This is a genomic window from Duncaniella muricolitica (assembly GCF_910574735.1).
GTDB lineage: Bacteria > Bacteroidota > Bacteroidia > Bacteroidales > Muribaculaceae > Duncaniella > Duncaniella muricolitica.
In genome coordinates, this window is the sequence record NZ_CAJTCF010000033.1 from 1 (window position 1) to 13128 (window position 13128).

Consider the following 13128-nt stretch of genomic DNA (forward strand, 5'->3'; position numbering starts at 1 on the left):
CCGATTTTCGCTGTTTTTTTAGTGTATGCCCGGTTTTCAACTTCCTGAGAATCGAATATACGAACTAATCTCGAAAAATTCCAGATTATTCTAAAATATTCAATTCTCAGAGGCTTTAATCAGAGGAGTTCTGCAACACCCTCTGCGCAATCATTCATTCATTCCGTATGCATCTCGAGCCTTCCAGGCTCGGATGCATACGGCTACCAATCTCCCGATGTCCCTGTCGGGACATCCTGCCGACATCGGCTACATTGTTTTTAAATTATAACTCCCCCTGATTTTTTAAACCCACAAGAGTCCGTTTTAACTGTTTTAACCACAAGAAAACCTACTTCTGAAACAGCTTGTTCATAGCAAGGCGGAAGTCGGCGAGCATAGCAGAGGCGGGGGTAAGGATAGGGCGGAAAGGAGGAAGCGACTCGGGCGCGAACACGTTGAGCTTACGGTGGTGACACTTCAGATCAAGCCTGTCGGAGAGCACCAGCGGCTCACCGTCAAGATGAGCCGCGCCCTCGCGAGTACGCTCGATAGTAAGCGACGATGTGCGGAAAGTGTGAATCAGCATATTGTGCTCAATCATACCTATGAGCATGTCAAATCCCACAAGGGCAGTCGAAAGCGTATTGCCGGCATGGATTATGGTCACGTCGAGCAGACCGTCGTCGATGGTCGCGCTCGGAGCTATATAGGCATTGTTGCCATACTGCGAAGCATTGCACACAGCCACCAGAAACGCCTTTTCAGTGATGGTGCGGCCATTGGCTGTGATGGTGTAAAGCTCCGGTTCATAATGTGCATAAGTCTGAAACGTACTCTGGAGATAAGTCAGCATGCCGCGACGCTTCTTCTCGGCGAAAGCCGCACTCACAGCCGCATCAAATCCCACGCCGAATGTGCAGAAAAACTTCATGCCGTTGACCGTGGCATAGTCTATCGGATGAGGCTGATGGTCGTGTATCACCTTCACCCCCTCGCGCACGTCGATAGGTATGCCGAGATGCCTGGCCAGACCGTTGCCCGACCCACACGGTATGATGCCGAGAGCAGTCCGCGAGCCACACAGCGCGGCAGCCGTCTCATTGACCGTACCGTCACCTCCGGCAGCCAGCACGGCGTCATAGCCCATGTCGACCGCTTCGGCCGCCAGGCGCGTGGCGTCGCCGTGACATTGCGTATAGGTGGTCTCAAGTTCCCAGCCCAGAGGCGAGAGAGCGTCGGCCACATAGCGGTCAAGGCCCTGCTTGCTGCCTGTACCTGAAATCGGATTTATGATGAGACGTGCTTTCATTGTGTCGTAATAAGAAGCGGCGGAGTTACCACATCACCGCACGGCAAGATTATCAGATAGTGACCCTGCGTGTCAGGGAGCCGACTTTGAGTATATACACCCCGCGGGTGGTCATGCGCAACCGGTGGGTGCCGCCCGACAGCGATTCCTGACTGATAAGCTGGCCGAGTATCGTAAACACCTTGACAGTCACCGGACGCGAACTGCCTATATACACGTAGCCCTCCTTGACAGCCATCTCCACCGAAGCGTCGTCGTCCGACTTCTGGTCGGAGATGACCTCCATCTCTACGGGCGTGTCGACACTCTCCCAGCGCGGTGCCGCGCTCGAAGCCGTCATAGCCCACAGGACTACAGCAAGTATGGCAAACAACTGTCTCATTTCTGTCAGCCGGGTTGAAGGATCATAAGGTTACGAGATTATAAGGTTATATGGGCGAACGCCATTTTTATCAGTAATCACGATGATGACTTCCACTCCGAAACTTAACCCATAACTCTAAACTCTTTTAAACTCAAAAATATCGCTAAATTCACAGGGCATAACCGTAAGACTCGCTCACCGTTATGCCCTGCAAATTTAGCGATATTTTTTGCTATTTCAAAACCTTATCACCATCTCGGCACATATTTTATCGCCTTCACTCAGCCATCAACCGGCCTGTGACCGACTCTCCATCCTTATAGATAACAGTATAGATATAGTGGCCGTGACCGAAACGCGCGCCTGAAAGCTGATAGCAGCTTTCGCCGGCGGGAATCTTCCTGCGAAGCACCTGGCGACCGTTTATGTCGGTCACCGAGAAGAATGTAGCACCGTCGGCCGGTTTTGACAACTCGACATTAAACATCTGACCGGATGGAAGAGGATTGGGATAGGCCCTGGACAAAGTGGCCACCTTCATCGACTCTATGCCCGACTGCCCTGTACCAGTAAACGTATAGAGCTGAAACGTCTCATTCTCATCTTCATCTGATGGGATATACAGATAAGGTGTCCCCATAAAAAATCCATCAAGGAAGATATTCGCATCAGCTCCCATTTGCATTTCGGGAAGTTCACCCAAGATGTTGCCGTCTTCATCCACGACTTTCAGCCTGTCAGTCCTATCTGAATATGAGCCTTTGGAATAGCAGAGCAACACACACCACTTATCGTTTTTCGCAAAGAAATTTCGCGACACCACCACACTCTGCAAGTCAGCCGACTCAATCCATAGTTTGTAGAGCGAAATATCATCTGATCCGTCATCCTTATGTTCCGTCAGAACGTCATGAAGAGTGAACTGTTTTTCAACAGTAAATTTCTCTCCGAAAATAACCACCTCGACATCCTTGCCCGACTCATATGCGATAGCCGGCTGCATCACTGCTACATCCTCCTCATCCACCGTCATCGCCATATTCGGACAAGGGACGGGATAACTGACCGGAAGGACCGAGGTAGCGGTCAACTCGGCCCGGGCGACATTTACAGCCATGCAGGAGAGAACGGAAAATAATAAAACCAGTTTTTTCATAATTATTCACTATGTCGCATCCATTCCCGAATTGACCTGATAAAATATTAATAAAAAAAGCGTGGAATGATGTCCGAGTTTATCTTACAAGAGGCATCGCCAAACGCCTTACAACGGATAAACAGTCCACTCCCACGCCATATCGAATATCGAAGCCCCTTGTCGGGGAGTGGATATACGACAAGCATGAGCGTTCGTTGACTGCTTTTATCTTCGTTGTATTGAAATTGGCGATTTCCTTGTAAAAGACAAAGCACGAAACGCTTATAACAAAATGTCTGCGCATCTCTATACGCACCACAAAAGTAACCTATTTTGTCAACTTATCCAAATAACCTCATCCCAAAATCCCGACGCACACAGAAGTGTAAGAAAAGAGACATAAGAAACATAAGTTTCTAATCCTTATGTTTCTTATGTCCCTATATATCTTTTTAGCGACTGCTCAGGCCATTTCTAAAACTTTATCACCATCTCGGCGCAGATTTTATCGCCTTCGCCCGGGGCCACCACCGCACCGCTATGGTAGAAATACTTCTCGTAATCAAGCCTTATGTCACAGTGAAGAGCCTTGTAGGCATATGTCAGCGTAGCTCCCGCAGTCACACGGTTGCGGGCCCCATCGGTGGTCGTCAGCACTCCGGCGTCATTGCGCGAGGCGTTGCTGTGAGGAGTCATGCCGTCCCAGCGGGCCTGAAACGACGCGCGGTTAAACACTCCGGCCTTGACCGGCAGGGCATAGTCGGCCCATATCACCCACCCCTGCGCGGCACGATGGGCCGAATGGGTGTAATGTTTGTGCATATACTCTCCCTCCAGTGTCCAGCGGCCCGGAGTCCACGTCACCGACGCGCCCCACAGATTGGTGCGCACCGAGTCGGGCTCTATCGACTGGATGCCTGTGGCCAGCTTTACGTTGCCGACCGTATAGGCGGCTTTGGCCGCATAGCTCAGTTCCTTGACCCACATGTCATGGTCGGCTATCGAGGTGGGATTGAAGGCTCCGCCCTCCAGCTCCAGCTTCTGAGAGGCTGCGAGCGGAAGTGTGTATGACAGCTTGGCTCCGACAGCGCGCACGTTACACATCTGCTTGCCTATAAACGAGCGGTTGGAGAATATATAATTGGACGGCGCGCGGAAACAGTCGGTGCCGAACGGCATGCGGAACTGTCCGGCCTGAAACGCCAGCCCCCTGACAATGCCGATGCGTCCCCACGCGTCGAGTATCTTCATCTTGCCGCGGTCACACAGGTCGGTCTGCGCGAAATAGTCGATGGTCGGGGCTATCTTTCCGGCCAGCGACACACGGGCGTTTCTCACCTGAAAGCGCGACCCGTCGCCGTCAAGATCCATCTCATAACGGGTGCGCAGCGCGCCGTGAATCTCCGGCACATAACTGAAATCCTTATCCTTTCCCTCCTCATTGAGCGCGGCCCGACAGTAGGCCGGCATCATAGCTGCTAAAATCAGCAGCCCCGAGAGCACTCGCTTCGGGGCCATGACTGTGTATATACCTTTCATGATTGAAAATTGATGATTAGTCTCTTGTCTCGGCGGCTTACCATAAAACCGTAACGCACGACCGCTCCCGCACTCACACCGCAAGCACGATATTATTCTCGGCAGCCATGCGGCGCATATTGATTATGGCATAGCGCATGCGGCCGAGAGCCGTATTGATGCTCACGCGCGTGGCGTCGGCAATCTCCTTGAACGACATGTTTCTATAGTAACGCATCACCAGCACCTCGCGCTGCGGGTCGGGCAGAGCCATCACCAGGCGGCGCAGGTCTTCGTCAATCTGCACGCTCACCATCTCGTCCTCGACGGTGCCGTCGCAGAGGTCGCGGCGGTTGAGCAGGTCACACCCTTCGTCGTCGGTCGAAAAAGTGTTTTCCACCTTCTCCTGACGGAAATAGTCGATGATAAGGTTGTGGGCTATGCGGGTGAGCCAGCCTGAAAACTTGCCGTGCTCGGCATAGCGTCCCTGCCTGATGGTCATGATGGCCTTGACAAACGTCTCCTGGAAGATGTCGTCGGCAAGGTCCTTATTCTTTACGATATGAAGGATGTAGGTGTAGACCCTGTTTTTGTGACGTTCGAGCAGTATGTCAAACGCCTCGTTACTATCATTGGCATAAGCGGCGACCAATTCACGGTCGGAAAGCTTAGTCAGATCCTGCATTGTAGTTCTCGATTTTATGGTTAGAGTAGCAGTACAATCTATAGGCCGCGGTTTTTAAAAATAAAATAATGTTAAAAGTGTGTCTTTTTTGGAGACCGCATACAATAAAACGCAGTCTTATCCATGCAAAAGTACCAAAAAATCCAATCTCTCACAACAATCTTAGCATAATTTAACCACCAAATACGTTTTATATAATAATATAATTGAATAATTATTCGTTACTTTGCATTACTGTTGATAAACGCGTGCAACATGATCCTCATCACAGCCGGCCCATGGCGAATTTTTCTCCATGATCGAATATCTGAGTGCCAATCATCTTCTATAACCCAATTATGAAACCCTTACAAGTAATCGCAACTGCCATGCTCACATGCTCACTGGCGGGATGCCACTCCTCCGGGAAAATCAACTATCCGGCCGCTCCGCAGGACGGCACAGTCGACACTATCTTCGGGATGGAAGTTCGTGACATTTACCGTCCGCTCGAAAACGACACCGCCCCCGCGACTCTCGCCTGGGTCGAGGCTGAAAACAAGGTCACCGAGCAGTATCTCTCGCAGATACCTTTCCGCAAGGCCATAGCCGAGCGGCTCACCCACCTCAACAACTATGTGAAGCGCGGACTCCCGACCCGACAGAACGACGGTAAGTATTACTACTCGGAGAATGACGGTCTCAAAAACCAGTATGTAATCTACCGCACCGACAATCTTGCCTCGGGCGAACGTGAGGTGTTTCTCGACCCCAACACCCTCAGCGACGACGGCACCGTGGCCCTCGGAGGCATGACTCAGTCAAAGGATGGCAAATATACAGCCTATACCATCAACCGCAGCGGCAGTGACTGGGTGGAGATATACGTGATGGACACTGCAACCAAAGAACTGCTCCCCGACCACATAGAGTGGGCCAAGTTCACAAGTGCCGAATGGGACGGCGACGGCTTCTATTACAGCGCGTATCCGCGCCCCGAGGCCGGCAAGGAGTTCTCCAACGCCAACGAGAACCATCAGGTCTACTATCACAAGCTCGGCACCCCGCAGAGCGATGACACTCTCGTATTCTCCGACCCCGCCAATCCGCTCCACTTCCACAGCGCGGGCGTGGCCGACACCGACCCGGCGATGTTTGTCTACATTTCGGGCCAGGGCGTGGGCAACGCTGTCAAGATGCGCCGCGGAGGCTCGTGGGTCACTGTGTCGCCCGACCAGGAGTATGACTGCGACATCATCGACGTAATCAACGGCAAGATATATATCCTCACCACCTTCGGCGCGGCCAACAAGCGTGTCATGGTGGCCGACGTGGCCAACCCCTCGCGCGAGAACTGGCGCGAACTCATCCCCGAGTCTGACCGCGTACTCAAGTATGTGCGCCTCTCGGGCAAGGACATGTATGTGGCCTATCAGAAGGACGCCTCCGACCATGTGGCCGTCTACTCGCTCGACGGCAAGGAGCAGTCCGACATCAAGCTGCCCGGCGTAGGCTCGCTCGCCCTCTCGGCATCGCGCACACATCCTGAAGACGTGTATTACAGCCTCAGCTCCTTTGCATCGCCCGCGACCATATATGCCTATGACAACAAGACCGGCGAGAGCACCCAGGTGTTCCGCCCCGAGCTCGAGGGTGTCAACCTCGACGAGTATGTCACCGAGCAGGTGTTCTATCCCTCGGCCGACGGCACAAAGATACCGATGTTCCTGACCTACAAGAAAGGCACCGAGCGCGACGGCAAGAATCCCGTCTATCTCTACGGCTACGGAGGCTTCAACAGCGCGCTGCCCCCCTCGTTCTCGCCCAACCGCCTCTTCATGCTCGAGAACGGCGTGATATATGCCCAGACCAACCTGCGCGGCGGCTCGGAGTATGGCGAGCCCTGGCACGAGGCCGGCACCAAGATGAAGAAGCAAAACGTGTTTGACGACTTTATCGGCGCGGCCGAGTATCTCATCCGCGAGGGTTGGACCTCACCCGACTGGATCACCATCGAGGGTGCCAGCAACGGAGGTCTGCTCGTCGGCGCGACCGTCAACCAGCGTCCCGATCTCTTCAAGGTAGCCTTCCCGCGTGTGGGTGTGATGGACATGATGCGCTATCACCTCTTCACCATCGGATGGAACTGGGCCTCGGACTACGGCACATCGGCCGACTCGCCCGAAATGGCTAAATATCTGCTCGACTACTCGCCCCTCCACAACGTGCGCAATGACGGCACCCCCTATCCCGCCATCATGGTCACCACCGCCGACCATGACGACCGTGTGGTGCCCGCCCACTCGTTCAAGTATGCCGCAGCCCTCCAGGCCGCCGACACGGGCGACGCCCCCAAGCTCATACGCATCGACTCCAAGGCCGGACACGGTGCGGGCAAGCCCACAGCCAAGGTCATCGAGGAGTATGCCGACATTTATTCGTTCATGTTCCACAACCTCGGCCTGACGCCCAAGGAATAACGCTCTTTATTTGAATGTCGGATGAGGCTGCGTCTTGACCGGCGGCGCAGTCCTCATCCGGCTTCAGAATATAATATTGATGAAATTTCACACCTCTCATTTCCCTTCACGCTTACTCTTACTTCTGCCCCTGACTCTGCTTGTGCAGAGCTGCTTTTTCACAGGGGTGGAGTCCACTCCGCGCATCACAGGCAAGGATGTCAGGCGCGAAGTCGCGCCCGTCACCCCCGAGGACACCTATCTCGCCGACGTGACCGACTCTCCGCTGTCGGCATGGGAGCGGGGCAAGGAGTTTATGGTCACCGACCCGCGCATCTCGCGCATATTCGGGGCCACAGCTCCCTCTCAGCCGCTCACAGGCAAAATCATCCGCTATGACTCGGCCTCCGAGACCACCGGCATCACCGGCAGTCCAGTCACCGACATCACCTTCATCTCTCCCGGGGACGACCGACTCGTCTATCGCATTAACCGTCCTCTCCAACGCCTCATGTCCGAGACCTCGACCGAAATCCCGTTCACAATCCAGATGTCGGTCATCGCCGGGGCCGCTGACAGGCTCATCGGCAAAAAATTCTACATACTCACCTCATCATGGCGCGACGACACCGACAATCCCGTCGGCGGCGGCCGCAAATTTATCCCCGTGACTGTCGACTCCGTAGCCGCGGGCAACTCTCTGTTTCCTGTCAAAGTAGCCTTTACCGACCCCGAAGGACGCTCGGCAAGAATCTTCATCCACCCCGGAGCCAAGGGTGACGCCCCGCGCACATTCTCGCGGGTATTCTCATTCACCGACCCAAGGATACAATATCCCCACATCACGCCCGAACACTGGCAGCTCATTATCGACGGCCGCGTCACCGAAGGCATGACCCTCGAGGAGTGCCGTCTGTCACTCGGCACTCCTAAGGAAATCGAGCGAGGTGCCACCAACAGCTTCTACCGCGAGGCATGGCTGTATGAAAACGGCGTCTACCTCCTCTTTGAAGACGGGCTTCTCAAACGTTTCCGTCACTGACCGAAGCCACCTCTCGCTCCGGCCCTCAACTTTACCCCTCTCACGCTTGTTAACTATATACACTCCCATCACAGCTATTTATTTATGAAACATATATCTGTCAAAATCATAAACGACTCACCCTACGCCCTCCCCGCCTACGAGACCCACTCGGCCGCAGGCATGGATGTGCGCGCCAACATCTCCGAACCCCTCACCCTCGGCCCGCTCGAGCGTCGCCTCATACCCACAGGGCTGCGCATACAGCTCCCCCAAGGCTACGAATGTCAGATACGCCCCCGCTCCGGACTGGCTCTGAAACACGGCATATCGCTCGTCAACACCCCCGGCACTGTCGACGCCGACTATCGCGGAGAGATAGGCATCATAGTCATCAACCTATCCAACGACCCCTACACCATCACCCCCGGTGAACGCATCGCCCAGATGGTGATAAAAGAATATGTACGTGTCGACTGGGAGCCCGTGACACGCATCGACGAGACCGAGCGCGGCGACGGAGGCTTCGGCCACACGGGCACTGAATAAGCGTTAAAGTCCCCGCCCAATTAGCCCCATTGGCCCCATTAGGCCCATCACCCCCATCAGCCCGGTCAAGCCTGCAATCTTCTAATTATCCACTATCGTGAAGCGTTTACCACTGATATTACTCCCCCTGCTACTGCTCGCCGCAGCCTTCAGTGCCACAGGACGGGCACGCAAGCCCGCCACGCAATCGGGCGACAGCGACAAAGCCGACTATATGTATCTCGAAGCCCTGCGCGCCAAGTCGCAGGGCAACTATGACGCAGCCTACGCCCTGCTCTCAAGAGCCGCCGAGCTCAACCCCTCCGACAAAGAGACAGGCCTCGAGCTCTCCAATTTCATACTGCTGCTCGCCTCCGACCCCTCCGACACCACAAGTCTGGCCGAAGGCATAGCCCGACTGCGCGACTATTGGGACGCCAACCCCTCCGACTATTACACAGGAGTCAAATATGGCCTCCTGGCACAGCAAATGCTCGACCGCGGTGAAGCCATCAGAGTCTGGGACACTCTTCACGACATCTATCCCGACAAGGTCGAGATAGCCTTTCAGCTCGCCGACGCCCTCTCCCGCGGGGGCGACAACGCCGACCGCTCACGAGCCATAGCCATCTATGACTCCATCGAGGCGGTCGAAGGCCCGAGCCTCGCCCTGTCGAGCAACAAGATACAGCTCTATTTCAACGAAAACGACACCGCGGCCGTGCTCTCCGAGGCCGACCGTCTGCGACAGGCCTCGCCCGGCAACGCCGAGTTTCAGGTCTTCTCGGGCAAAGTCTACTCCATGTTCGGACGGGGCGACGAGGCTCTCCGCTTCTTCGACCGCGCCTGCGAGCTCGACCCATCCAGCGGCCTCGCCTACTACTCCAAGGCCGAATACTACAACTCCATCAACGACTCCGTCGGCTATGACCGCGAAGTCTTCAACGCCCTGCGTCAGAACAGCCTCGACGTCGACACCAAGCTCTCCATACTGCGGGGATACATACAGGAGATGTACACCGACTCGCTCCAGCAGCCCCGCATACGGCAGCTCTTCGACACACTCATCGTGCAGCACCCCCTCGAGCACGACATCCACGACTACTATGCCCGCTACCTCATAGTGGTGCGCGACTATGAAGCCGCAGCCGAGCAGGAGGAACAGACCCTCGGCCTCAACCCCGCCGACCCCGAAGGCTGGGAGATGCTCTCGTCGCTCTACCTCCAGACCGAAGACCTCGACAAAGCCGAGGACGCCATCACACGCTCGCTCCACTACTATCCCGACAACCCCCGCCAGCACCTCGTGCTCGGCTCCATCTACGGCATGCGCGGCGACAACGACAGTTGCATGGCCCAGCTCGACAAGGCCCTTAAGCTCACTCCGGCCGAGGATGTAGAACTCATCTCGCGCATCTACACCTCCATGGGCGACAACATGTATCAGCAGCAGCTCCCCGACAGCTCCTACGTCTACTACTCTAAAGCCATTACCTACGACCCCACCAATACCCTCGCCCTCAACAACTGCGCCTACCACATGGCATGCGAAGGCAAAGACCTCGACGAAGCCCTGCGCATGATCGAGACCGTCATGAAGAGCGAGACCGACAACCCCACCTCGCTCGACACCTATGCATGGGTCCTGTTCAAACGCAAGGACTACGCCAAAGCCCGCGAGGCCATCGACCGCACCCTTGAGCTGACAGGCGAGGACGACATGTCGGCCGACGTCCTCGAGCATGCCGGCGACATATACTTCATGGACGGAGAGCCCGACAAAGCCCTCGACTTCTGGAAAGAAGCCCTGAAACTAACCCCCGACAACGAACTGCTCCAACGCAAGGTCAGGAACAAATCCTATTACTTCAAGTGACACGACTTCACCCCCACCGCTCATGACAAGACTAATCACAAGGCTCCTCCTCATCACCATCCTCACAGCCCTCGCGGCATCATGCAGTTCCTCGCGTAAAAACACCCCCGCCACAGGCACCTACACCCCCGGCGAGACCTCATCATCGCCCGCCTCGCAGCAGCTCGCATGGACCGACCTCAGCCTGCCCGTCACCGTCAGCATCACCCGCCCCGCATCCCTGCGCGTAAGCGGCACAATGACCATGGTCAACGGCAAAGACATACACATCTCCATGCGCATGCTCGGATTTGAAGTCGGAGCTGCCTACATAACCTCCGACTCAGTCTACGCCTACGCCAAGCTCCAGCGCGTATACGTGGCCGAAAGCATCAGCCGTCTGCTCGGAGGCATCGACGCCGACATCAGCGACATCCAGTCGCTGCTCATAGGCGCGCCCCTCACACTGCCGTCGCCCGGAGCTGGCACCTCGGTCGACATCAACACCTCCGCCACCACAGGCCAGCCCCTCGACATCACCCTGACCACAGCCTCCGGACGCAAAGCCGTCATAACCTACACCCCACAGCAGGGCGCACCGCTCGCCTCACAGGTCGACATCTCCGCCACCACCTCAGGCCGACAGATCGCAGCATCGCTAAGCTACGACTGGGGCCGGGCCAAGGCCGACACCGGCGCGTCAAAAACCTTCTCGATCCCCTCCGGCTACCGACGCATCGACGCCGCCGCCCTGCTTAAATCTCTGAAATTATAGCGCGGACTCTCTCGCTATAATATACAAACCTACATCCACTTAAACCTCACGACCTTCCATCATCACTATGACGCTCCTTCGCCGCATATCCTACATTCTCTCCGCCATAATACTGACTGTGGCAATGAGCCTTGATGCCGAAGCCGCATCACAGAAACGCAAGACCACCCAACGACGTCGCCAGACCACCACAACCACCCGCTCGGCCGACAAAATAAAAAAAGAACAATCCACCACTCAGCGCAAAATCTCCGAGACATCCAAGCGCATAACCACCACCGACAAAGAGCTCAAACGACAGCTCAACTCGCTCAACTCTCTCAACGCTGACATCCGCCAGCAGGATGCCACCGTGCACCGGCTCCGCACCCACATCGACTCGCTCGGCACAGCCATAACATCCACCTCCGACTCCATCGCCATCCTCGAGAGCAACCTCAACGACCTACGCACAGCCTATGCCAAAGCTCTCCGCAGCCTCCAGCCCTCCGCAGGTGAAATGGACGCCATAGCATTCGTATTCTCCGCAGGCAGCTTCAGCGAAGCCTACAGCCGCGTGCGCTACCTCAACCGTTTCAGCGAATGGCGCAGACGCAAAGCAGCCGACATCGACCAAGCCATCGACCGCATATCCCAACGACGCCAACACCTCACCGGCCTGCGCCATCAGCAGGACAAAGCCTGCCGACAGGCCGAAGAAGCACGTCGCTCACTCTCTCTAAAACAAAACGAATCCGAAAAGCTCGTCACCAACCTGCGCCGACAAGGCACACAGCTCAAAGCCGAACTCGCCCGTCAGAAAAAACAGGCCCAAGCCCTCGACCGCGAGCTCGACCGCATCATCGCAGCCGAGCAGCAGCGCATAGCCCGCGAAGAAGCCGCCCGCAAAGCCAAAGAAGCCAAAAACACCAAAACCACCACCCGAACGACATCATCCGACACCCCCTCTGCACGCGCCATAGCATCATCCCGCGCCGAGACCCGCTCAGCAGCCACCACCTCAGCCACACAGCTCTCAGGCTCCTTCTCGGCCAACAAAGGACAGCTCCTCTTCCCAGTAAGCGGACGTTACAAAATCGTACGTCAGTTCGGCCGCCAGCCCCATCCCACACAGCGACACGTCGTCACCGACAACTCAGGCATCGACATCGAAGTCCCCACCGGCACCTCCGCCCGCGCCGTCTTTGATGGCACAGTCTCAGCCATCTTCCGGCAAGACGGTTTCAACACCATCGTCATGCTCCGCCACGGCAAATACCTCACCGTCTACGCCGGCCTCTCAGCCTGCAATGTCCGTCAGGGCCAGCACATCAAAGCCGGTCACCTCCTCGGCTCCATCCACTCCGACCCCGCCGACGACAACCGCACCATACTCCACTTCGAAGTCCGCGACGAACGACAAAAGCTCAATCCCATCCTCTGGGTAAAATAACCCCCGCCCCTCATCCCAAAGCCCGCCCTGCCTTTGTCCCCGCTCCCGAGCTTCAGCTCGCCACCCACGCAAGCGCGAAAGCC

Annotated in this window: 11 protein-coding genes; 6 read left to right on the forward strand and 5 right to left on the reverse strand. The window is 56.0% G+C overall.

Annotated elements, in window-relative coordinates:
- Nucleotides 1-331: 331 nt before the first annotated feature.
- From QGT73_RS08625 to QGT73_RS08645, 5 genes are all read right to left on the reverse strand, one after another.
- Complete coding sequence (locus tag QGT73_RS08625) at nucleotides 332-1291, reverse strand: diacylglycerol/lipid kinase family protein (RefSeq protein ID WP_280122203.1); 960 nt, start codon at nucleotides 1289-1291, stop codon at nucleotides 332-334.
- A 52-nt stretch (nucleotides 1292-1343) separates the two neighbouring features.
- Nucleotides 1344-1673: a T9SS type A sorting domain-containing protein gene (locus tag QGT73_RS08630; RefSeq protein WP_280122204.1), complete on the reverse strand. Its 330-nt coding sequence runs from the start codon at nucleotides 1671-1673 to the stop codon at nucleotides 1344-1346.
- Between the two features lie 259 nt (nucleotides 1674-1932).
- Complete coding sequence (locus QGT73_RS08635; protein WP_280122205.1) at nucleotides 1933-2811, reverse strand: T9SS type A sorting domain-containing protein; 879 nt, start codon at nucleotides 2809-2811, stop codon at nucleotides 1933-1935.
- Between the two features lie 456 nt (nucleotides 2812-3267).
- Complete coding sequence (locus tag QGT73_RS08640) at nucleotides 3268-4332, reverse strand: porin (protein WP_280122206.1); 1065 nt, start codon at nucleotides 4330-4332, stop codon at nucleotides 3268-3270.
- Nucleotides 4333-4405: 73 nt separating this feature from the next.
- Nucleotides 4406-4996 carry an RNA polymerase sigma factor gene (locus tag QGT73_RS08645; RefSeq protein WP_280122207.1) on the reverse strand — a complete coding sequence of 197 codons (591 nt, stop codon included), beginning with the start codon at nucleotides 4994-4996 and terminating at the stop codon, nucleotides 4406-4408.
- 338 nt (nucleotides 4997-5334) lie between these two features.
- On the opposite strand from QGT73_RS08645, the gene QGT73_RS08650 reads away from it, so the two are divergent.
- The 6 genes from QGT73_RS08650 (at nucleotide 5335) to QGT73_RS08675 (ending at nucleotide 13045) form a co-directional block, all read left to right on the forward strand.
- On the forward strand, nucleotides 5335-7455 hold the full coding sequence (locus QGT73_RS08650; RefSeq protein ID WP_280122208.1) for a prolyl oligopeptidase family serine peptidase: 2121 nt from the start codon (nucleotides 5335-5337) through the stop codon (nucleotides 7453-7455).
- Nucleotides 7456-7534: 79 nt separating this feature from the next.
- Nucleotides 7535-8476: a hypothetical protein gene (locus tag QGT73_RS08655; RefSeq protein WP_280122209.1), complete on the forward strand. Its 942-nt coding sequence runs from the start codon at nucleotides 7535-7537 to the stop codon at nucleotides 8474-8476.
- 93 nt (nucleotides 8477-8569) lie between these two features.
- Nucleotides 8570-9004 carry a dUTP diphosphatase gene (gene dut / locus QGT73_RS08660; RefSeq protein WP_280122226.1) on the forward strand — a complete coding sequence of 145 codons (435 nt, stop codon included), beginning with the start codon at nucleotides 8570-8572 and terminating at the stop codon, nucleotides 9002-9004.
- A gap of 97 nt (nucleotides 9005-9101) precedes the next feature.
- Nucleotides 9102-10859: a tetratricopeptide repeat protein gene (locus QGT73_RS08665; RefSeq protein ID WP_280122210.1), complete on the forward strand. Its 1758-nt coding sequence runs from the start codon at nucleotides 9102-9104 to the stop codon at nucleotides 10857-10859.
- A 22-nt stretch (nucleotides 10860-10881) separates the two neighbouring features.
- Nucleotides 10882-11613 (forward strand): lipoprotein insertase outer membrane protein LolB1, encoded by a 732-nt coding sequence (lolB1, locus tag QGT73_RS08670; protein WP_280122211.1) that lies wholly within the window; start codon nucleotides 10882-10884, stop codon nucleotides 11611-11613.
- A 67-nt stretch (nucleotides 11614-11680) separates the two neighbouring features.
- Nucleotides 11681-13045: a murein hydrolase activator EnvC family protein gene (locus QGT73_RS08675; protein ID WP_123616780.1), complete on the forward strand. Its 1365-nt coding sequence runs from the start codon at nucleotides 11681-11683 to the stop codon at nucleotides 13043-13045.
- Nucleotides 13046-13128 lie beyond the last annotated feature (83 nt).